This is a genomic window from Pseudomonas sp. LBUM1676 (assembly GCF_059695605.1).
Genome location: NZ_CP166777.1, coordinates 5469547 through 5491558, shown reverse-complemented (window position 1 = coordinate 5491558; position 22012 = coordinate 5469547). Strand labels below are relative to the sequence as shown.

At 55.8% G+C, this 22012-nt stretch carries 16 protein-coding genes, 4 tRNA genes, 3 pseudogenes and 1 riboswitch; of the genes and pseudogenes, 15 read left to right on the top strand and 8 right to left on the bottom strand.

Annotated features, from left to right (window positions below):
• The first annotated feature begins 3 nt into the window (after positions 1–3).
• Complete coding sequence (astE, locus tag ACA041_RS25385; protein ID WP_497438344.1) at positions 4–1014, top strand: succinylglutamate desuccinylase; 1011 nt, start codon at positions 4–6, stop codon at positions 1012–1014.
• A gap of 171 nt (positions 1015–1185) precedes the next feature.
• Here the strand turns inward: astE and ACA041_RS25380 are convergent, their stop codons facing one another.
• On the bottom strand, positions 1186–1695 hold the full coding sequence (locus tag ACA041_RS25380) for a 6,7-dimethyl-8-ribityllumazine synthase (protein WP_497438343.1): 510 nt from the start codon (positions 1693–1695) through the stop codon (positions 1186–1188).
• 102 nt (positions 1696–1797) lie between these two features.
• Positions 1798–1969: riboswitch (FMN riboswitch) on the bottom strand.
• A gap of 196 nt (positions 1970–2165) precedes the next feature.
• Between ACA041_RS25380 and ltaE the strand changes: the two genes are divergently transcribed.
• The 8 genes from ltaE to mgtE all read left to right on the top strand — a co-directional run bounded on the left by ltaE (position 2166) and on the right by mgtE (position 10113).
• The gene (gene ltaE / locus ACA041_RS25375) at positions 2166–3170 is read left to right on the top strand and encodes a low-specificity L-threonine aldolase (protein WP_497438342.1); all 1005 of its coding nucleotides are present in this window, start codon (positions 2166–2168) and stop codon (positions 3168–3170) included.
• Between the two features lie 145 nt (positions 3171–3315).
• Positions 3316–5940, top strand: coding sequence for an alanine--tRNA ligase (gene alaS, locus ACA041_RS25370; RefSeq protein ID WP_497438341.1), 2625 nt, complete (start codon positions 3316–3318; stop codon positions 5938–5940).
• An 89-nt stretch (positions 5941–6029) separates the two neighbouring features.
• Positions 6030–7271 carry an aspartate kinase gene (locus ACA041_RS25365; protein WP_064676255.1) on the top strand — a complete coding sequence of 414 codons (1242 nt, stop codon included), beginning with the start codon at positions 6030–6032 and terminating at the stop codon, positions 7269–7271.
• A 186-nt stretch (positions 7272–7457) separates the two neighbouring features.
• Positions 7458–7646 carry a carbon storage regulator CsrA gene (gene csrA, locus ACA041_RS25360; RefSeq protein ID WP_002554426.1) on the top strand — a complete coding sequence of 63 codons (189 nt, stop codon included), beginning with the start codon at positions 7458–7460 and terminating at the stop codon, positions 7644–7646.
• 62 nt (positions 7647–7708) lie between these two features.
• Positions 7709–7799 (top strand) — tRNA-Ser (locus tag ACA041_RS25355).
• Positions 7800–7907: 108 nt separating this feature from the next.
• Positions 7908–7984 (top strand) — tRNA-Arg (locus tag ACA041_RS25350).
• Between the two features lie 71 nt (positions 7985–8055).
• Positions 8056–8132 (top strand) — tRNA-Arg (locus ACA041_RS25345).
• A gap of 538 nt (positions 8133–8670) precedes the next feature.
• Complete coding sequence (gene mgtE / locus ACA041_RS25340) at positions 8671–10113, top strand: magnesium transporter (protein ID WP_497438340.1); 1443 nt, start codon at positions 8671–8673, stop codon at positions 10111–10113.
• Between the two features lie 211 nt (positions 10114–10324).
• On the opposite strand, the gene ACA041_RS25335 is transcribed toward mgtE, so the two are convergent.
• From ACA041_RS25335 to ACA041_RS25325, 3 genes are all read right to left on the bottom strand, one after another.
• Positions 10325–10651 (bottom strand): Arc family DNA-binding protein, encoded by a 327-nt coding sequence (locus ACA041_RS25335; protein ID WP_003178899.1) that lies wholly within the window; start codon positions 10649–10651, stop codon positions 10325–10327.
• 440 nt (positions 10652–11091) lie between these two features.
• Positions 11092–11271: a PA3371 family protein gene (locus ACA041_RS25330; protein WP_497438339.1), complete on the bottom strand. Its 180-nt coding sequence runs from the start codon at positions 11269–11271 to the stop codon at positions 11092–11094.
• Positions 11272–11293: 22 nt separating this feature from the next.
• Positions 11294–11527: a hypothetical protein gene (locus ACA041_RS25325; protein ID WP_497438338.1), complete on the bottom strand. Its 234-nt coding sequence runs from the start codon at positions 11525–11527 to the stop codon at positions 11294–11296.
• A 288-nt stretch (positions 11528–11815) separates the two neighbouring features.
• Here ACA041_RS25325 and ACA041_RS25320 point away from each other — a divergent pair.
• The 3 genes from ACA041_RS25320 (at position 11816) to ACA041_RS25310 (ending at position 14227) form a co-directional block, all read left to right on the top strand.
• Positions 11816–11892, top strand: a tRNA-Arg gene (locus ACA041_RS25320).
• A gap of 153 nt (positions 11893–12045) precedes the next feature.
• Positions 12046–12168 carry an SEC-C metal-binding domain-containing protein gene (locus ACA041_RS25315; RefSeq protein ID WP_497438337.1) on the top strand — a complete coding sequence of 41 codons (123 nt, stop codon included), beginning with the start codon at positions 12046–12048 and terminating at the stop codon, positions 12166–12168.
• Between the two features lie 157 nt (positions 12169–12325).
• Complete coding sequence (locus tag ACA041_RS25310; protein ID WP_497438336.1) at positions 12326–14227, top strand: potassium transporter Kup; 1902 nt, start codon at positions 12326–12328, stop codon at positions 14225–14227.
• A gap of 83 nt (positions 14228–14310) precedes the next feature.
• On the opposite strand, the gene ACA041_RS25305 is transcribed toward ACA041_RS25310, so the two are convergent.
• Both ACA041_RS25305 and ACA041_RS25300 read right to left on the bottom strand, forming a co-directional pair.
• On the bottom strand, positions 14311–15261 hold the full coding sequence (locus ACA041_RS25305; RefSeq protein WP_497438335.1) for a magnesium transporter CorA family protein: 951 nt from the start codon (positions 15259–15261) through the stop codon (positions 14311–14313).
• 66 nt (positions 15262–15327) lie between these two features.
• Positions 15328–16914 (bottom strand): RimK family ATP-grasp domain-containing protein, encoded by a 1587-nt coding sequence (locus ACA041_RS25300; protein WP_497438334.1) that lies wholly within the window; start codon positions 16912–16914, stop codon positions 15328–15330.
• Positions 16915–17006: 92 nt separating this feature from the next.
• On the opposite strand from ACA041_RS25300, the gene rimI reads away from it, so the two are divergent.
• The 3 genes and pseudogenes from rimI to ACA041_RS25285 all read left to right on the top strand — a co-directional run.
• Positions 17007–18164: a ribosomal protein S18-alanine N-acetyltransferase gene (gene rimI / locus ACA041_RS25295; RefSeq protein ID WP_497438333.1), complete on the top strand. Its 1158-nt coding sequence runs from the start codon at positions 17007–17009 to the stop codon at positions 18162–18164.
• Positions 18118–18324, top strand: a pseudogene (locus ACA041_RS25290) (nickel/cobalt efflux protein RcnA); the annotation flags it as partial. The gene rimI and the pseudogene ACA041_RS25290, both read left to right, overlap by 47 nt.
• 500 nt (positions 18325–18824) lie before the next feature.
• Positions 18825–19565, top strand: a pseudogene (locus tag ACA041_RS25285) (AAA-associated domain-containing protein); the annotation flags it as partial.
• A 154-nt stretch (positions 19566–19719) separates the two neighbouring features.
• Here the strand turns inward: ACA041_RS25285 and corA are convergent.
• Together corA and ACA041_RS25275 are read right to left on the bottom strand one after the other, a co-directional pair.
• On the bottom strand, positions 19720–20622 hold the full coding sequence (gene corA / locus ACA041_RS25280) for a magnesium/cobalt transporter CorA (protein WP_497442169.1): 903 nt from the start codon (positions 20620–20622) through the stop codon (positions 19720–19722).
• Positions 20623–21013: 391 nt separating this feature from the next.
• A pseudogene (locus ACA041_RS25275) lies at positions 21014–21421 on the bottom strand (Arm DNA-binding domain-containing protein); the annotation flags it as partial.
• Positions 21422–22012: the final 591 nt, after the last annotated feature.

The window sequence follows — 22012 nt, the reverse complement described above, 5'->3', positions numbered from 1 at the left end:
CTTATGCTCGCCCTCGGCAAACTGCTTGAACTGACCCTCGCCGGCCGCGAACCGGCGGAGAAGACTCAACTGACTGTCGAAGGCGTGCGGATGCGCTGGTTGAGCGAGGGGGCGCTGGAAGTGCGGCCTCCGCAAGCGCGCGACAATGGCCTGGACCTGCTGCTGTCAGCCGGCATCCATGGCAACGAGACCGCGCCGATCGAGTTGCTCGACCGCCTGTTGCATGACATCGCCCGCGGTGACGTTAAACCGCGCGCACGTATTCTGTTCCTGTTCGGCAACCCCGAGGCGATTCGCAAGGGCGAGCGTTTTGTCGAGCAGGATGTCAATCGGCTGTTCAACGGCCGACATGAACAAAGCAGCGGCTCCGAAGCCCTGCGTGCTTGTGAACTGGAGCGGCTGGCGGCCAGCTTCTTCAGCCTGCCGGATCGCAACCGCTTGCACTATGACCTGCACACGGCAATCCGTGGTTCGAAAATCGAGCAGTTCGCCTTGTACCCCTGGAAAGAGGGCCGCCAGCATTCTCGCCAGGAGCTGGCTCGCCTGCGCGCCGCTGGCATGGAAGCGGTGCTGCTGCAGAATAAACCCTCGATCGTCTTCAGCTCCTACACCTACGACAAGCTCGGTGCCGAATCCTTCACTCTCGAGTTGGGCAAGGCGCGGCCGTTCGGGCAGAACGACGGCGTCAACGTCGACCTGCTGGAAACCCGCCTCAAACAGATCATCGAAGGCAACGAACCGCCGCTGACCGAAGCGCCGCTGGACGGTTTGCAGCTATTTAGCGTGGCGCGGGAAATCATCAAGCACAGCGATAATTTCCGCCTGAACCTGCCGGCGGACATCGAAAACTTTTCGCAACTGGAAGTGGGTTATCTGCTGGCCGAGGACATTGCCCAGACCCGTTGGATCATCGAGGAGGAGGGCGCCCGGATCATCTTCCCCAACCCCAAGGTCAAGAACGGCCTGCGCGCCGGCATCCTGATCGTGCCGACCACCGACGAAAACCTGGCCTGACCACGATCTTCGGCTGGACATAAACCCCCCTGTAGGAGCGAGCCTGCTCGCGATAAACGTGAGAACACTGCGGGGTATCAGGCCCCCAGCGTTATCGTTCACGACCATCGCGAGCAAGCTCGCCCCTACAGGGGGGGGCAAAAGACCCCACCAAACCACGGCTTTTGTGTGTTAAACGGCTACCGCGCGGTGCTCACTACGACGCAACGCCCGCATCTTGTGCAGCGTATCGGCACAGGTCTTCGCCGCTTCCTGACCCTTGTGCACGAAGTGCTCGAAGAAGAACTTCTGATGTTCTTCGCCGGCATGGAAGTGGTGCGGGGTCAAAACCACCGAAAACACCGGCACTTCGGTTTCCAACTGAACCTGCATCAACCCGCTGATCACCGACTGGGCGACGAATTCGTGGCGGTAGATGCCACCATCGACCACCAGGCCCGCGGCGACGATGCCGGCATAACGGCCGGACTTGGCCAGCAACTTGGCGTGCAGCGGGATTTCAAAGGCACCGCCGACTTCGTAGAAATCGATCTCCGATTCCTGATAACCCTGAGCAATCATTTCAGCGACGAAGCCTTTGCGGCTCTGGTCGACGATATCCTTGTGCCAGCAGGCCTGGATGAACGCAACGCGCTCGCCCTGATGGTTTTTACTTTTGCTATCGATTGCGGTGGGTTGCATGTTCTGACTCCTGTTTGTGTAAAAAACAGGGCTTATGAATCGAATGGGATTTAAGGGTACGCACGCTCGCACGAATGCCTGCGGACGGCCCTTTGGCGCCAATCCCGTTCTCTCTTCATCCGGACTGTAACCGTCGGCCCCGGGATCACACCGGGTCTGCTGACCTTGTCGCCAATCACCGCCGAAGCCGTGGTTGTCGCCAAGCGCTCGCGGGCTATGCGCATTGCGCGCAATTACCGCCGGTGGGGAGTTGCACCCCGCCCTGAGAACGTTGTGCCGCCAGATTGTTTGGCGGCGCAGCGTTTTTAACACATATTTCTCACCTGTGCATGGCTGCTATCTGATGATTGCTATCGACTTTTCTGTTGGCTCAAGCAGCCTTTTGCTGTGCAAGGGTTGATTATTCGTCGGCATGACCGCAGTAATTCCCACTTGAAAGGGATTTTCCCCTGCTTACCGAGGCCAGATTCATGAGTGTTATCGATCTTCGCAGCGACACCGTCACCCAACCGACCGCCGGAATGCTCCATGCGATGGCCACAGCGGCCACCGGTGACGACGTTTATGGCGAAGATCCGACGGTCAATCGTCTGGAAGCCGAGTTGGCAAAACGGCTGGGTTTTGCCGCCGCGCTGTTCGTACCGACCGGCACCATGAGCAACCTGCTGGGCCTGATGGCGCACTGCGAGCGCGGTGACGAGTACATTGTCGGCCAACAGGCTCACACCTATAAGTACGAGGGCGGCGGGGCGGCGGTGCTGGGTTCGATCCAGCCGCAACCACTGGAGGTGCAGGCCGATGGGTCGCTGGATCTGGCCCAGGCGGCGGCCGCGATCAAGCCGGACGACTTCCATTTCGCCCGCACCCGTTTGCTGGCGCTGGAAAACACCATGCAGGGCAAGGTGTTGCCGTTGGAGTATCTGGCCCGGGCTCAAAGCTTTACCCGTGAACACGGCCTGGCCTTGCACCTGGACGGCGCGCGGTTGTACAACGCCGCGGTCAAGCTGGGCGTCGATGCGCGGGAAATCACTCAGTATTTCGATTCCGTTTCGGTGTGTTTGTCCAAAGGCCTGGGCGCACCGGTCGGTTCGGTGCTCTGTGGTACGGTGGAGTTGATCGGCAAGGCGCGCCGCCTGCGCAAGATGGTCGGCGGTGGCATGCGTCAGGCCGGGATTTTGGCGGCGGCGGGGCTGTACGCGCTGGATCACAATGTTCAGCGCCTGGCCGACGATCACGCCAATGCGCATATCCTGGCTGACGGCCTGCGAGCGGCCGGTTATGAGGTCGAGCCGGTGCAGACCAACATGGTTTATGTGCACATGGGTGACAAGGCCGAGGCGATCAAGGCCTTCGCCGCCGAGCGCGGGATCAAGATCAGCGCTGCCGCACGCCTGAGAATGGTCACGCACATGGATGTGAGCCGCATCCAGATCGGACAGGTCGTAGCGGCATTCGTCGAGTTTTCGCGCAACTGACAGCGTTACCGGTCCAATTGACTGTTTCTATCGTATAAACACGCTGTACCCCGCGCGCAGGGCCGATATAATGCGGCCCTTTGCCGTCGCTTCGTCTGTTGACGTTTCGAACAGGCCTTTGGCCGCAGCCTCCGTGGAAGAACCTATGAAAAGCGCAGAAATCCGTGAAGCCTTCCTTCGCTTCTTCGAAGAGCAAGGCCACACCCGTGTAGCCTCCAGCTCTTTGATTCCGGGCAACGACCCAACCCTGCTGTTCACCAACGCGGGGATGAACCAGTTCAAGGACTGTTTCCTGGGCCAGGAAAAGCGCGCGTACACCCGCGCCGTCAGCAGCCAGAAATGCGTACGCGCCGGCGGTAAGCACAACGACCTGGAAAACGTCGGTTACACCGCCCGTCACCACACGTTCTTCGAAATGCTGGGTAACTTCAGCTTCGGTGACTACTTCAAGCGTGACGCGATCACCTACGCCTGGAACTTCCTGACCTCAGAGCAGTGGCTGAACCTGCCGCAAGAAAAGCTCTGGGTCACCGTCTACGCCAGCGATGACGAGGCGTACGACATCTGGACCAAGGAAATCGGCGTACCGGCCGAGCGTATGGTTCGCATCGGCGACAACAAAGGCGCACCGTACGCGTCCGACAACTTCTGGACCATGGGCGATACCGGCCCGTGCGGTCCCTGCACCGAGATTTTCTACGATCACGGCGCCGACATCTGGGGCGGCCCACCGGGCTCGCCGGAAGAAGACGGTGACCGCTACATCGAAATCTGGAACAACGTGTTCATGCAGTTCAACCGCACGGCCGATGGCGTGTTGCACCCGCTGCCAGCACCGTCGGTCGACACCGGCATGGGCCTGGAGCGGATCAGTGCCGTGCTGCAGCACGTTCACTCGAACTATGAGATCGACCTGTTCCAGAGCCTGTTGAACGCGTCGGCCAAGGCCATCGGTTGCACCAACGACGCTCAGGCTTCCTTGAAAGTCGTGGCCGACCACATTCGTTCGTGCGGCTTCCTGATTGCCGACGGCGTGCTGCCGTCCAACGAAGGCCGCGGCTACGTGCTGCGCCGGATCATTCGTCGCGCCTGCCGTCACGGCAACAAACTCGGGGCCAAGGGCAGCTTTTTCTACCAGATCGTTGCAGCCCTGGTCGCCGAGATGGGCGAAGCCTTCCCTGAGCTGAAATCCCAACAGGCGCACATCGAGCGCGTCCTCAAGGCTGAAGAAGAGCAGTTCGCCAAGACCCTGGAGCAGGGCCTGAAAATCCTCGAGCAGGACCTGTCCGAACTCAAAGGCGACGTGGTACCGGGCGATGTTGTGTTCAAGCTCTACGACACCTACGGCTTCCCGATGGACCTGACCGGCGACATCGCTCGCGAGCGCAGCCTGACCATCGACGAAGAAGGTTTCGAGCGCGAGATGGAAGCCCAGCGCGTGCGCGCCCGTTCCGCCAGTTCCTTCGGCATGGACTACAACAGCCTGGTCAAGGTTGATGTCGCTACCGAGTTCACCGGCTACAAAGCCACCAGCGGTTCGGCGAAAGTCGTTGGCCTCTATAAAGATGGCCAGGCGGTCGACGTATTGAGCGAAGGCGAAGAGGGCGTGATTGTCCTCAACCAGACCCCGTTCTATGCCGAGTCGGGCGGTCAGATCGGTGACTGTGGCTACCTGCAGGCCGGTGCATCGCGCTTCGACGTGCGCGACACCACCAAAACCGGTGGCGCCTTCCTGCATCACGGCGTGCTGGCATCGGGCAGCCTGACCATCGGCGCGCCGGTAGAGACTCACGTGGATGCCGAAGTGCGCCACGCCACCTCGCTGAACCACTCGGCGACGCACTTGCTGCACGCCGCCTTGCGCCAGGTGCTGGGCGAGCATGTTCAACAGAAAGGCTCGTTGGTCGACAGTCAGCGCCTGCGCTTCGACTTCAGCCACTTCGAAGCCATCAAGCCTGAGCAGTTGAAGGCGCTGGAAGACATCGTCAACGCCGAGATCCGCAAGAACTCCGCGGTTGAAACCGAAGAAACCGACATCGAAACCGCCAAGCAGAAAGGCGCCATGGCGCTGTTCGGCGAGAAGTACGGCGATAGCGTGCGCGTACTGAGCATGGGCGGCGATTTCTCCGTCGAGCTGTGCGGTGGTATCCACGTCAACCGTACCGGCGACATCGGCCTGTTGAAAATCGTCAGCGAAGGCGGTGTGGCCTCCGGCGTGCGTCGTATCGAAGCGATCACCGGTGCCGCGGCGTTGGCCTACCTGAACGCTGGCGAAGAACAACTCAAGGAAGCGGCCAACCTGGTCAAGGGCAGCCGCGATAACCTGATCGACAAGCTGTCGGCTGTGCTGGAGCGCAACCGTCTGCTGGAGAAGCAACTCGAGCAGTTGCAGGCCAAGGCTGCCAGCGCAGCGGGCGACGATCTGTCGGCTTCCGCGCTGGACGTCAAAGGTGTGAAAGTGCTGGCCGTGCGTCTGGACGGTCAGGATGGCAAGGCGCTGCTGGCGCTGGTCGATCAACTGAAAAACAAACTCGGCCGCGCAGTGATCCTGCTCGGCAGTGTCCATGAGGAAAAGGTCGTGCTGGTTGCTGGCGTGACCAAAGACCTGACTGGCCAACTCAAAGCCGGTGATTTGATGAAGCAAGCCGCTGCGGCAGTGGGCGGGAAGGGCGGTGGTCGTCCAGACATGGCGCAGGGCGGCGGTACCGACGCTGGCGCACTGGATGCGGCATTGGCCCTGACTGTTCCATTTGTAGAGCAGGGTTTATAAGGCAGTGTCCGGCCCGCAGTCTAGTGGCGGGCCGGAACGCTGTTTGAGTGATAATTTGGGCGCCCTTCATGGGCAGAGGCGGCTTTGAAATGGCTTTGATCGTACAGAAATTTGGAGGCACCTCGGTCGGCACTGTCGAGAGAATCGAGCAGGTCGCCGACAAGGTTAAGAAATTCCGCGAAGCCGGCGATGACCTGGTGGTTGTGCTGTCAGCAATGAGCGGCGAAACCAACCGTCTGATCGATCTGGCCAAGAAAATCAGTGGCGACGGCCAACCGGTTCCCCGTGAACTGGATGTGATCGTCTCCACCGGTGAGCAGGTAACGATCGCATTGTTGGCCATGGCGCTGATCAAGCGTGGCGTGCCAGCGGTGTCCTACACCGGCAACCAGGTGCGGATTCTGACGGACAGCGCGCACAATAAAGCGCGTATCTTGCAGATTGATGACCAGAAGATTCGCGGTGACCTGAAGGCGGGTCGTGTGGTGGTTGTCGCCGGTTTCCAGGGCGTCGACGAACACGGCAACATCACCACCCTCGGTCGTGGCGGTTCCGACACCACCGGCGTGGCGCTGGCGGCAGCCCTGAAGGCTGACGAATGCCAGATCTACACCGACGTCGACGGTGTCTACACCACCGACCCGCGCGTAGTGTCCGTGGCTCAGCGCCTGGACAAGATTACTTTCGAAGAGATGCTGGAAATGGCCAGCCTCGGGTCCAAGGTGTTGCAGATCCGTGCGGTCGAGTTCGCCGGCAAGTACAACGTTCCGCTGCGCGTACTGCACAGCTTCAAGGAGGGTCCGGGCACCCTCATTACTATTGATGAAGAGGAAACCATGGAACAGCCGATCATTTCCGGTATCGCTTTCAACCGCGATGAAGCCAAGCTGACCATCCGTGGCGTGCCAGACATCCCGGGCGTTGCCTTCAAGATTCTCGGCCCGATCAGTGCCGCGAACATCGAAGTCGACATGATCGTGCAGAACGTTGCGCACGATAACACCACCGACTTCACCTTCACCGTGCACCGCAACGACTACCAGGCGGCGCAGACCGTGCTGGAAAAAACCGCTGGCGAGCTGGGTGCCCGTGAAGTCATCGGCGACACCAAGATCGCCAAGGTGTCGATCGTTGGCGTTGGCATGCGCTCCCACGCGGGCGTAGCCAGCCGCATGTTCGAAGCACTGGCCAAGGAAACCATCAACATCCAGATGATCTCGACGTCGGAAATCAAAGTCTCCGTGGTGATCGAAGAGAAGTACCTGGAACTGGCTGTGCGCGCGCTGCACACGGCTTTCGAACTGGACGCACCGGCCCGCCAGGGCGAGTGATGCGTTTGTCCAAGGGCGCGGTCTGACCGCGCCCTTCGTTTTTTTGAATGGTGTGACTCAAGGCTGTTCTTTTGCTCGCGCTAGTCAATACTCAGGCATGTAGGGCTGCGATCGTTCCGGTTGTAGGTCGAGTGCCTTTTTTTTGCAGACTGTTGTCCCTGAAATGAAATGCGTGAGGAGAAAGGTATGCTGATTCTGACTCGTCGGTGCGCAGAAAGCCTGATTATCGGTGATGGAGAAATCACTGTGACCGTGCTCGGCGTCAAAGGAAATCAAGTGCGAATCGGTGTCAACGCCCCGAAAGAGGTTGCGGTCCACCGTGAGGAAATTTACCTGCGTATAAAGAAAGAGAAGGACGAAGAACCAAGCCATTAATTTTTATCGTTTTTTATGTTTGCAAACGGGGAAGAAGCTGGTTAATATACGCCCCGTGTTGCGGAGAGCTGGCCGAGTGGCCGAAGGCGCTCCCCTGCTAAGGGAGTACACCTCAAAAGGGTGTCGGGGGTTCGAATCCCCCGTTCTCCGCCATTATTTGCGTAGTACGTTGTAATCTGGCTTCTTCGGTAAGTTGTTGAAATTACTAGAAAAAAGCGCTTTACAAAAAGATTCAACGGCCTATAATGCGCGGCAACAAATGCACTCGTAGCTCAGCTGGATAGAGTACTCGGCTACGAACCGAGCGGTCACAGGTTCGAATCCTGTCGAGTGCACCATTTAAGAGTTGTTTGCAGCAATGTGAATGACTTTGCTTCAGCCAGTTGTGGTCTGGTATAAAAACACAAATGCACTCGTAGCTCAGCTGGATAGAGTACTCGGCTACGAACCGAGCGGTCACAGGTTCGAATCCTGTCGAGTGCACCAAACACCAAAAAGCCCGCCTTCAAAGCGGGCTTTTTGCCGTCTGGAGTTTGGCTTTTTCTGTGATTGATCCTTTCTTGTCGAATCGACCTGCGCACTGCGACTTCACTTGAATTTGTAGCGGTAACGGGTGGTCGAACATTCGAACGCTGGATTCATCGGGTGCCCCCTGCGCTTTCTCGACAATCTTGCTGGCTCATGCCGGCGTCTACCCATGATGCGGAATCGTTCCCCGGGATTCTTTGGGGGAGCGGGCTGCCACATTTTTCGAGCGGGTTGTGTTTTATTCTCAGAAAGAGTCGTCGCATTTTCAGAGATAAGGACGGTAGTCAGGTATGTCTTGCAACCGCTTGTTTCGTCCGCGATTTTTTAACGTTCAAAAACCGTCGGGCGGTGTATCATTGCGCCCGTCAGCCCCGCCGGGGCTTATGGAATACCTCCATGGACTTACCCAGTAGTTACTCAGTAAACCGTTTTTCCAATCACGAATTGACTGATTGATCCTTCCGGCGCGCTCCGCTGCTGGGAGTGGAGTTCGCCTATGTCTCAAAATGAAGTAAAGAAAACACAAGAAAGCCTGCAGGACCGCCTCGCTCAAGTCGTTGAGCTGCTGCAGCGTCAGCGGGTGGTCGAAGACCTGACTCATCGCCAGGAAGGTCCGCATCACGAACGGGTCGAGAACCTGGTTCACCGGCAGAATATCGTCGAGCTGCAACGCAAGCTTGATGACCTGCACTCCGCCGACGTTGCCTACATCCTTGAAGCCTTGCCGCTGGACGATCGTCTGACGCTTTGGCAGCTGGTCAAGGCTGATCGCGACGGCGACATCCTGCTCGAAGTATCCGATTCGGTTCGTGAAACCCTGATCGCCGATATGGACGATCACGAGCTCCTGGCCGCTGCCAAGGACATGGATGCCGACGAACTTGCTGACCTGGCTTCCGAGCTGCCGCGAGACGTCGTCCATGAGCTCATGGAAACCCTGGATAGCCAGCAGCGTGAGCGCGTGCGTTCGGCCCTGTCCTATGACGAGGAGCAGGTCGGTGCGCTGATGGACTTCGAGATGGTGACGATCCGTGAGGACGTCAGTCTCGAGGTGGTCTTGCGCTACCTGCGTCGCCTGAAGGAGCTGCCAGGCCACACGGACAAGTTGTTCGTGGTCGATTACGGTGGCGTGCTCAAGGGCGTGTTGCCGATCAAGCGTTTGCTGGTCAATGACCCGGAAAAACAGGTGGCTGAAGTCATGGCCAGCGATCCGGTGAGTTTTCACCCGGATGAAGATGCCTACGACGCCGCCCAGGCGTTCGAGCGTTACGATTTGATCTCGGCGCCCGTCGTCGACAAGAACGGCAAATTGATAGGCCGTCTGACCATCGATGAAATGGTCGACCTGATCCGTGAAGAGAGCGAAAGCGAAGTGCTCAACATGGCGGGTCTGCGTGAAGAAGAAGATATCTTCGCCTCTGTCTGGAAATCCCTGCGCAACCGTTGGGCCTGGCTGGCAGTGAATCTGATCACCGCCTTTATTGCATCCCGCGTGATCGGGCTGTTCGAAGGCTCCATCGAGAAGCTGGTGGCGCTGGCGGCATTGATGCCGATCGTGGCGGGTATCGGCGGCAACTCCGGCAACCAGACCATCACCATGATCGTTCGCGCCATGGCGCTGGATCAGGTGAGCACGGGCAATACTTCGCGTCTGATGCGCAAGGAGTTGGCGGTAGGCCTGATCAATGGCCTGGTGTGGGGAGGGGTGATCGGGGTCGTTGCCTATCTGCTCTATGGCAGCTGGTCCCTTGGCGTGGTAATGACCGCGGCCATGACGCTCAACCTGTTGCTTGCAGCCTTGATGGGGGTGTTGATTCCCATGACCCTGGCACGGCTTGGGCGCGACCCGGCGATGGGCGCCAGTGTGATGATCACCGCCATGACCGACAGTGGGGGCTTCTTCATCTTCCTTGGGTTGGCGACGATTTTCCTGCTCTGACTTTCCGGTTGTTTTCTATTGTAGGAGCAAGCTGCTCGCGATGGACGTTAACGATATCGCGTTCTTCCTGATGAATGCGTAGTCCTTGAGACCTTCGCTAGCAAGCTCGCTCCTGCAGTCCGGCATGACCCGCTGATTGGCGGGTTTTTTGTGCCTGAATTTCAGGCAAAAAAAAGCCAGCGACTAAGCTGGCTTGTACTTTCGTGATGAATCAGGAGGCGTCTGCGGCCATTTCTGCGTCATGGGCAATCAGCGAAACAAGGGCGTTTTGCTGGCGGTGGGAAAGTTGGCGGAAGCGTTGCAACAGTTCACGCTCATGCAGTGACAGCTCAGGGCTGTCCAGGCGCATGCTCAGTTCTTCACCCAGGGCGCCTTCCTGAATAAGGCTCTGCTCAAGGCGCGCGATGATTTCGGAGTTCATGCTGCGATGATGATTGCGAGCCACCTCGGCAATGCGTTCACGCATTCCGTCTGGCAGACGTACGACGAACTTGTCAGCCGTGCGGCTGGAATAGATTGCCTGTTTCAATGGGCGCATATATTTAACCGGTTAGTTCAGGGGAGCGGTTCTCGGGACTGGCCGCAGGATGTCAGATAGGACAAGCTCTTAGGCCAAATGTTCAACCTGAATTGATAGAGGCTCGCATCATGCCTCAAGAAAGCCAGTTCATTGGCGTCAATTCTGTGACAAATATTGAACTGGCTAAAGGCGTTATGCCAGCACCTATTGTCAGAAATGCGGACTGGTTGGAAAGTTTGCACGTCCGTATCACTGGCCGCGTCCGGTTGCCCTTGCGGTGATGTCCGAAGACGCCGAAGGCGCATGTTATGCGGATTAACTCCCTGTTCCCTTTATAGTACAGGATAGTGGCAAATGGCCGATTTGCTAGGAGAACTGCGTACTGAGAAGCGATTACAGATGGATGGTGCGCTGGATTGGAGCTGTGCCGGGTCGCGATGACGATCTGGTGAACGGTATTAGCGTAATACCGGATCGAACTTGATTTTGCGCCCGAGGATCAAGGCCAACATAAACAGGGTGCCAAATATGACGCAGGCTATGAGAGGCGGGGTGACGACCATGTCGTCGACCCAGGACAAATGTATAAGGCCGCTCAGTAGAGTCAGGATGAAAAATCCTGCGGCTGATTTGGACATGCTGTGCTCCTGGCAGGGTGATTCAGAATACGAGTCGTTCGGAAGTTTGCGCTGGCACCAGGATCTTGTCCTGGCTCACTTCCTGGCTTGAAAAGCCGGTCTGATCGGTGATGACGGCCAGCTGCGGTGCTTTTTGTAGCTGGAGGTAGTGAGGTGTTCGTTGGGCAACCGGCTCAGTGCTGTTCTCGGGGGCAAAATGAAAGCCCAGCAAGACTGCCAGGGCGATCGCATTCGAGAGTAAAAGGGCGCTGTTCATGAGGGTTGACCTCCGTTGTTCCATGGAGGAACTGAAGCAGCCACCATGCCAAAACTCTAAATGGCATTAACTCTTTATAAATCAAATGATTAGAGCGAAAATACGAGACGTGATCCTTGCAAGTTGCAATGGTGGTTTTTTGGGGTGATGCAATTTGCACGGTCAGAGGCGCCGTTAGGCCTTGAAGTATCTGCCTACACTTAAAAAGCCCACGGACGACATGACAAACGCAGGCCTGCCCGTTAACATGCTCGCCGTCCATCACTGCGCGTTCGCGGGGTGATTTGTGTCTCAGTAGCTCAATTGGATAGAGCATCCCCCTCCTAAGGGGAAGGTTGGCAGTTCGAACCTGCCCTGGGACACCATATAATTTAATGCTTCCAGCCTATGTCGCCTCACAGCTTAAAAGTCCGTGACAGCAGGGTGGCAGCAGCAGCTACAAATAGAGCCCCGCTAAGGATGTCCTTTCGGGGCTTTTTCGTTGTGAAAATTATCTTTCGGTGAAAGCAGGAGGCTTGATGAAGACTGGTAGAAACCATCCTTGCTGGTGTGGATCAAGCCAGAAATTCAAGCGCTGCCATTTGGGGCGTGAATCAGAAGAGCGGGCTAAGCCGTGGGAAGTGACTGCGCAATTGCCGTAAAATTTTTACGCTTTCTTTACGGTAGGTGTTTCTACTCGCAACGATACTGGCCGCGATTTTAGATCGTCCATGTGCCTTGCGTTTCCAATGACCCTGGCAAATCGTATTGCCCAAGGATGGCATGCACTTCCTCCCCGCAATTTGAGAGAAGCGACCCTTGAGTGAAACAGTGACCAGTGCACATGCAGACTCCCAATCCAAAACGTCAGGAGTGGGCTTGATCGTCGCCGCTGTCGGAGTGGTTTACGGGGACATTGGCACCAGCCCCCTCTACACGCTGAAAGAAGTATTTTCCGGCCACTACGGAGTTCAGGTAAATCACGACGGGGTGCTAGGCATTCTGTCGTTGATCTTTTGGTCACTGATCTGGGTGGTCTCGATCAAATACGTTCTGTTCATCCTGCGTGCCAACAATCAGGGCGAAGGCGGCATTATGGCGTTGACGGCGTTAGCCCGTCGCGCGGCAGCACCTTATCCGCACATGAGCAAGGTACTGGTACTGCTCGGCTTGTTCGGTGCGGCGCTTTTTTACGGGGACAGTATGATCACCCCGGCCATTTCGGTGCTTTCTGCGGTTGAAGGACTTCAGCTAGCGTTTGACGGAATCGAGCACTGGGTTGTGCCGTTGTCAGTGATTGTTCTGGTGGCACTGTTCTTGATACAGAAACATGGTACGGCTCGAATCGGCATCCTGTTTGGTCCGGTCATGGTGCTGTGGTTTGTGGTGTTAGGTGCGCTTGGGATTTACGGTATTTTGCAGCGCCCCGAAGTGCTGCAAGCACTCAACCCTGCTTGGGCAGTGCAGTTTTTCGTGGTTCATCCGGGTATGGGTGTGGCCATCTTGGGCGCTGTAGTGTTGGCATTGACCGGGGCGGAAGCGCTGTATGCCGACATGGGGCACTTTGGCCGCAAGCCGATTTCTCGTGCCTGGTTTATTCTCGTGCTGCCTGGCCTGGTGCTCAATTACTTCGGCCAAGGCGCCTTGATCCTGGGAAACCCGGAGACCGTGCGCAACCCGTTCTATTTGCTGGCGCCTGAATGGGCACTGTTACCGATGGTCGCGCTCTCCACTCTGGCCACCATCATCGCTTCTCAAGCCGTGATCTCCGGTGCTTTCTCTCTGACTCGCCAGGCCATTCAACTGGGTTACGTCCCTCGCATGTTTATCCAGCACACCTCCAGCCAGGAGCAGGGGCAGATCTACATCGGCACGGTTAACTGGGCGTTGATGGTCGGTGTCGTGCTGCTGGTGATTGGTTTCGAGTCCTCCAGTGCCTTGGCCGCCGCTTATGGCGTCGCGGTGACGGGAACCATGTTGATCACCACCATCTTGTCCTCTGCTGTCGTCCTGCTCCTATGGAAAACGCCGCGCTGGTTGGCCATCCCGATGCTGCTCGGATTTTTGCTGGTAGACGGTCTGTATTTCGCGGCCAACGCACCAAAGATTTTTCAAGGCGGTGCGTTTCCAGTGATTGCCGGCATTGGCCTGTTCATTTTAATGACCACCTGGAAGCGGGGTAGAAAAATTATTGTTGAGCATCTGGATGAAACCGCGCTGCCTCTACCATTATTCATCGCCAGTATCCGTATGCAGCCTCCTCATCGCGTACAAGGCACGGCGGTGTTTCTGACGGCCAGGGCCGACGCTGTACCGCATGCGTTGCTGCACAACTTGCTGCATAACCAGGTCTTGCATGAGCAGGTGGTGTTGCTCACTGTCGTGTCTGAAGACAGCCCTCGCGTGAGTGCTGAACAGCGGTTCGAGGTTGAAGCCTATGGTGAAGGCTTCTTCCGGGTCAGTCTGCATTTTGGTTTTATCGAGGAGCCCGATGTTCCCTTGGCGTTGAGTCTCTGTCACTTGGCTGAGCTGGATTTCAGTCCGATGCGCACGACCTATTTCCTCAGCCGAGAGACGGTCATTCCGACCAAACGCATCGGTATGGCTCGTTGGCGAGAAAGCCTGTTCGCATTTTTGCTCAAGAACGCCAACAGCAACCTGAAGTACTTCAATTTGCCGTTGAATCGGGTGATAGAGCTGGGCACACAGGTTGAGATGTAAAGAGTCTTCATCCAAGGGGGCTCATGGGGCGGCAGCGCGAGAAGGTCGAAGCTGCCGCACTGCCTGTGCAGCGCCTCGAGAGTTCAATGCGGGCCATTCATGCTGGATGAACCACGCGTCAGACGCTTGAGCGCGATGACCATCAGGCCCCCGGCAACCAGCATTCCCGTGAGAAAAAGTGGATAGGCAACCCACCAGGGGAGGGCTGAGGTCATCATGCTGAACTCGGACATGCCACCAATGCTGGCGATCAGGTTAAGAGGCAGGAAGACCACATTGATCAGCGTCAGTTTGCGTAGCAGGTTGTTCATGGTGTTGTTCATCAAATTGCCGCGTGCATCGATCAAGCCGGCAAACACCCTGGAGTAGATTTCCGCCTGTTTGTTGCACTGGTTGTTCTCGATGATCAGATCGTCGATAAGCGCGATCGCCTCGACGCTGAAGTGCTCTTTTTCTGCATGGTTGCGCAGCCGGGTCAGGACAGCGCCATTGCTGTGAATCGCGTTGATGTAATAGATCAGGCTTTCGCTGAGGTTAAACATCTGGATCAGATGTCGATTCTCCATCGAGGAGTTGAATTTCTGCTGCAACTCGCGAGCCACCATCTTGATCACCTTGAGGTGGCCCAAGTAGTGGTGGAGGTTGTTGAACAGCATGTCCAACAGCACATCCAACGGTGTGTGCAAGGGGTGCCGCTCCCCCAGTCCGCTCAACTGGGAATCGTCGGTCGCGATGACCAGCAAGCGTGTTTTAGAGAACAGTAAGCCGAACGACGAGACCTCGAAGGCCAGGCTTTCTCCGCCCGAGTAACTTTCCGGACGCTTCCAGATCAAAAACAGATTATCCGGGTGGAATTCGATGCGTGAGACTTCGTCAGGATCCAGCGCCGAAGCCAACGCGTGATCGTCCAGTTTGAAATCGCTGCGCAGTAGATCCCGTTCTGCGATATCGGGATTGCTGAACAACATCACGTCGGCATTGAGGTGTTCAACCGATACCAGCACTCCATTGGCGAGTTGAAAACTCTTGATCACATCTGACCTCTGGCGTTATCGATTGAGGAAGTCAGTGTCTTGCAGGATGCGTGTCGGATCAAGCATTCACCACGCCTGGCCGCGACGTTTGAGTTCCAGGCGCCGGACGAATTCTTCCAGCACCAGTGAATACAAATCGTCCTGCAAGTAAGCGTCTTCGATGCCGGCGTCCATGTTTGGGTTGTCGTTCACTTCGATCACCACCACCTTATCGCCGGACTGCTTCAAGTCGACGCCGTACAAACCATCACCGATCAGGTTGGCCGTTTTTACCGCCAGTTCCACCACTGCCCGCGGAGCTTCGTGAACCGCCAGGGTGCGGCATTCCCCATTGATGTCCTGGCCCTTGGCTTTGTGGTTGTAAATCTGCCAGTGACCTTTGGACATGAAGTACTGGCAAGCGAAAATCGGTTTGCGGTTGAGCACGCCGATGCGCCAGTCGTATTCGGTGTAAAAGAACTCCTGAGCCAGCAACAGCACCGAGTGTTCGAATAGCTCAGCGGTGGCTTCCAGCAGTGCCTGTTGGCTCTCGACCTTGATTACGCCACGGGAAAAACAGCCATCGGGAATCTTCAGTACTAATGGGAAGCCCAGGCGTTCACCCACTCGCTCAAAGTCTTCCGGTCGTTCCTTGTAAAGAATCTCGGTTGCCGGCATACCCAATTGATGGCTTTTGAGCAGGTCAGTCAGGTACACCTTGTTGGTACAGCGCAAGATTGAAGCGGGATCGTCCATTACTACCAGACCTTCGCTTTCCGCCTTCTTGGCGAAGCGATAGGTGTGGTTATCCACGCTGGTGGTTTCGCGAATCAGCAGGGCGTCATACTCGGCGATTCGTGAATAGTCTTTCTTTTCGATCAGATCGACATCAATACCCAAGCCTTTGCCGACCCGGATAAAATTCTCCAGTGCCTTGGCATTGGAAGGCGGCAACGCTTCTTGCGAGTCATGCAAAATGGCCAGGTCGTAGCGGGCCACGCGTGGTGAACGCGGCATTCGCCATATCTTGCGGCTGAAACTGTCCAGCGAATTGGCAAATTGATCCTCTTGATCTTCGCGTAATTTTTGCAAGACGCCAGACTTTATTCCTTCGATGCGCCAACTATTGCTTTTGCGGAACTCTACCAAGAGAATCGGACATGGGAATATTTCGAAAATTTGTCGCGCCAGTTCCTGCAAGGGCTCAAGGTTGGTTTTACCAAAGTATAGAGTGAGCGTGAATCCTTCGGTATTACTATAAAGGTGGTTGTTCAGTGCTTTGTCGAGAGCTTTGTCCAGATCATCCAGCGCCAGGCCATACAGTGACTTTCGGGTCAGCTCGCTGATGGTTCGCACAGATGGAATAACTTTATGGCCGCGTGCTTCCGCCAGTAATGAACAATAATACCCGTGTCCTAAGTACTTGTAGCTCCGACACAGGTTAATAACCTGAACACGCTTGCCGGCTTCGCTTTCAAGGGGCTGCTCGAGATACTCCTGTGCACTCATCACATCCTCTGAGGGGAAATAAGAGGCCCAGTCTTCTTTGCGCTCAACAATAATAACTACCTGGCTAGACCTTTTAGGTGTACCCGGTAAATAATTAAGGTTTGATATTGCCGCTAGTCGATTTTGCTCTGATACTTCACGCAAATCACCCTGTACTGCTGACATATGAGAAGGTCCGTTGGAGAACAAGTCCTTATCTATTAAGCACGATCCTTTAAAAATGTCTCGTTTCATTACGCAACTTTTACGGCGGCTATATGAACCTGTTATTTCGCAAGGCTACACAAGATGATCTGAAGTCTCTGCTGGAATTGGAAAACCAGTGCTTTACCTATGATCGGCTGACTCCTCGCAGTTTTCAGTGGATGATTAGCCGAGCCCATGCCAGCCTGATCGTTGCGCAAGCTGGGAGTCAGCTGATGGGCTACTGCCTGGTCCTGTTTCACCGTGGAACCTCCCTGGCGCGTCTGTACTCAATCGCCATCGCCACCCACAGTCGTGGCCTCGGCCTTGGAAAGCAGCTATTGGATCAGGCGGAAGATTGTGCTCGCGCACACGACTGCGCCTACCTGCGACTGGAAGTCCGACCGGATAATCCCGTGGCTATCAGTCTTTATGAGCGCAATGGATACCGACGCTTCGCTGTGGTCCACAACTACTACGAAGACCATGTGCATGCGCTGCGTTTGGAGAAGCGCATTCTGCAACATCGGGAAAGCCGTGAATTCCAAGTGCCCTATTACCAACAGACCACTGAATTTACCTGCGGCCCGGCTTGCCTCTTGATGGCCATGAGGGCATTGCAACCCGATCGTTTAATCGAGCGTAGGGACGAACTGCAAATCTGGCGTGAAGCCACGACGGTGTTCATGACTTCGGGGCACGGCGGTTGCAGCCCCCAAGGGTTGGCACTGGCGGCCTGGCGCCGAGGGTTTCGCGTACGCCTGCAAGTGAGTATCGCAGGTCCGCTATTTCTCGACGGCGTGCGCGACGAACATAAAAAGGAGGTTATTCGCCTGGTACACGAAGAGTTCTGCACGGAACTTCAGCAGAGCGATGTGGAGCAGGTCAGCAGCAACCAGCTGGATCTGGCCCTCACGCTGAAGGCCGGCGGTCAACCCTTGGTGCTGATCAGTAGCTACCGTCTGACTCGCTCGAAAGCCCCGCACTGGGTCATTGTCACTGACTACGATGAAGACTTCGTTTACCTGCATGACCCGGACATTGATCACAGTCAGCACCGTCAGGCACTCGACTGCCAGCATCTTCCCGTCAGTCACAAGGCGTTCGATAAGATGTGTGCTTTCGGCGGCAATAAGCTGCGCGCCTCCGTGACGCTATACGCATACGAGCAGTCCAGCAGCAGATCACGGGCATGCGCATTCCGAACTGGAAGGCTTGGAGCCGTCGATTGATGGCTATCAGGATGCACATGAACGAGCGCATGCCAACGATATTCGTAAGCGCTTTACCAACCGTGAGGTGACCACGGGTCAGGTCATCATGTTCGGTTTAACCGGTGGCCTGATCCCTTGCCCTGCGGCGATTACGGTTCGGCTGCTCTGCCTCCAGGTCATACCCATGACGACCAACTGCTGGCTGCTGCAAGCGCAGGCGTTGGATTACGACTTCAGCCCAAGCCGCGTAGGCGAGCACAATCGCAACTTCCCGCAAGGCTGGAACGGCAAGTTGGTATGCGATGATTTGGGCGGCTCCAAGACCAGCTTTGAACTGGGCGTGACCGAAATAAGCTGCATGACCAAATTGCTTACGACTGCCAAACAGGTAGGCACATAGTGGATGCGGAGCATCTATCACTACGCAAATCAGTGATCCTTTAAGCTTCAAAAGTTACGTTAATTTTACCCATTTGTAACATTTTGATACGTATAATTCGGTCTCGGAAAGCTATGCGTTAACGTCTAGCTCACCAGCAACGGCAACACACAATCTGATGGCTTGATGGCGTTACAGCCAGGCTATCACTTCGCTTTCCAGCCCAGAAGCCAATTTCAAGCCACCAAAGGAGCGTCCGGCCATGGACCCTGCCCATTCTCGGTGGGTCATGCATATAGAAGCCAAGCGCGATCAAATCCATCCTGATCGTGACGCACAACATCGAAGAAGCCGTTTTGATGTGCGACCGCATTCTGGTCTTGTCATCCAACCCTGGCCGAGTCGTGGCAGAAATCAAAGTGTCCTTCGTCCATCCACGCAACCGGCTGGACCCGACCTTTAGGCAAATGGTCGACGACATCTATGCATTGATGACCGACCGCCGCAGGGCTGACGCCAGCACCGGCAAAGCCGAACTGACGATGGGCAGTCCGCTGCCAGAAGTCTCCACCAACCTCATGGCCGGCCTGATCGAAACCCTCGCTGCCGAACCCTATAACGGGCATGCCGGCCTGCAAGACGTTGCAGAACGGCGCTTGCTGGAAGTGGACGACCTGTTCCCTGTCGCCGAAATGCTCGAATACCTGGGGTTCGCTGAACTCAAGGGCGCGGACATCACCCTGACTGAGGCCGGCAAGTTATTCGCGGAGTACGGCACCCAGGAGCGCAAAACTCTCTTTGCCGAGCACCTGGTCAAGCACGTACCACTGGCCGCCCGCATTCGGCAGGTGTTGCAGGAACGATACGGGCACCGGGCGCCACGGGTGCGCTTTGAGCAGGAACTGGAAGACTCACTCACTGAGGCGTTTGTGGAGAAAACACTGGAGAGCGTGATTGCGTGGGGGCGCTACGCTGAAATTTTCTCCTATGACGACCACTCCGAGACGTTCAGCCTGGAAGATGTCGAAGGCAGCCTATAGACCTTCTCGCGCCATATGATGGCGTCCACAACAGGGTACGATCTGCGCCCTGTTGGTGGGATGCCCTGATCGAGTCGGTCACAAGCGATCTGCGGATCCACGCGTTACCTTACCGTCCTTATCGACTTCTAAATTTCCTCTGAAATGCCCTCGGTCAAACCCATCCTACCCGCCTGAGCTTGCGGTACAGGGTGGTGCAGCCTACTAGTACCCCGATGAGAGTAGCCGGATAACCAAACTTCCAATGCAGTTCAGGCATGAACTCAAAATTCATGCCGTACAGGCTGAAGAGCATAGTGGGTATCGCTAGAATGGCACCCCATCCAGCCAGTCTCTTGACGACCTCATTCTGTCGAATGGTAACTTGAGCCAATGCCACTTGCATTGCCGCATTGATCATTTCCCTCATGCGTTCGCATCCCTGAGTGATACGAGCAACGTGATCAAGAATGTCTCTATAATACACTCTAGACTCCTTGGGGATGATATCGCCATGAAATCTTAGCAGTCGGGTGCAGATATCAATCAATGGTAAGGTCGCAGCTTCAAGTATCAAAATCTCGTTCTTTAGTTTATAAAAGCTTTGCAGATTATCTTTCTCAGGTGAAGCCTTGAACAATTCTTCTTCTAAGCGCCGGAATTCTTGCTGAAGATATTCCATGCAAGGCTTATACTGATCTACAATGAAGTCAATGATTGAGTAAAGCACATACCCTGGGCCCTGAGCGAGCCGGTCCGTTGTGCTCTCACAACGCTGGCGTACCGATTGGTAACTGAGTGAGTCACCATGACGGACAGTCACTATAAAATTGGCCCCAACGAAGATATGGGTCTCACCAATTTTTATTTTTCCTTCAACAAGCTTAGTTGAATACAGGACTACAAATAGCGAATCACCATACTCTTCCAGCTTTGGGCTTTGATGCGCATTTCTCGCATCTTCGATGGCGAGTTCGTGCAGTCCAAATTCCTCCCGCATTTTTGCCAGCAGCTCAACATATGGCTCCAGCAGTCCAATCCATACGAACGTGTTGGGCTCTTTAATAACTTCGCTTATATCATCTATGGGGAAGCTATCTAGTTTTTTCCAGCCTTATAGGCGGAGCAATTGACAATGCTAGTTTGGTGAGTCGTTTCGGCCATGTATCGATACCGTCTGTATTCGTTAATAATGCATTTTAATTGCGCGCCGGATATTTGGCGACCTCTCGGCGCACGTTACAGATCAACTCAACAGCTCTTAGCTTGCAGAATGTTGTATCCGCCGTCGCTACGTGGAGATCCGTGTCCTTTGGTTTAGCGACGCTACTGTTGAAAATTGATGCGGCATGATGCCCCCTGAAACCCGATGAATGGCGACTCATCTCCTTTGCCATTGCCATTGCCATTGCCAACCGCCTACCTCGCCCATTTATTGCGTCTGGGTCGCGTGCAACTATGCATCATGCCCCCAGGCGCTGGGGCATGATCGCGTCGAAGTTGTTGTTGAGCGTGTGTAGAGTTTTCTCATGCCCTCTATGGTGAGTCTCGAACCAGGGCATATAGGTGTCGTCGATGAATTGGCGCAGGGTGGGGAGGGCGGCGCCTTTCCGGCCTTGAGTGATAGCCACCGATTCCCCGTGGGCGTGCGCATCTGCCAAATATTGGGCTGCCTCGGTGCGCGCTTGATCAAGCGTTATCACTCCAACGCGGCCGAGGGTGGCATTCTTGTTGCGCCCCCAGGTGACCATGTAGGATTTATGCCCGCTCGGCAGCACACGGATGAACAGGCCTGGCTGTACGGTGTCATGCACCCGGTAAGCCTTCGGCTCGGTAGGCAGGCTGCTGATGAGCTTTTGGGTGATCTTCGTTTTCAAGCAATACAACTCCGTGCCAGCACCGTGGCGCAAAAAGACCTGTACGGCGCCGTTTTCACGGACGCAACCGGACGAAAAGTCCAGTAATTACAAGGTTTTCCCAAGCGGGGTGGCTTCTAAATTGACCCTCCCAAGGGGAAGGTTGGCAGTTCGAACCTGCCCTGGGACACCATATATTCAATGCCGGCAAATTTGCATCCCCTCAACAGCTTCGTGACTGGCGAGGGATTTCAGGCGTTCGAAAGCCCCGCTCAGGTAGCCATTTTCTGACGGGGCTTTTTTGTTGTTGGGGTGCTGACTCGAATACGCTGCATGGCTTGATGTGATGGACTGACGATTCTTCTATATAGAAGGCATGGATTGCTTTCCTGTAGGAGGAGGGCAGTTTTGCGGCCCTTGGCTAATTATTGATGGGGAAGCAGAATTAACGCTTGACGGCAGATTCAGGAAGTCTATAATTCGCCCCACTTCCGGCGCAGTCGAAACGGAAAACTCCTTGGTAAACAAAGAGTTAGGCAGTTTTCGGCAGCGGGGTGCTTCAGATCATCGAAGCCTGGAAGGAGTTGGTAGGGCAGTGTGTTGTCGCCTTGT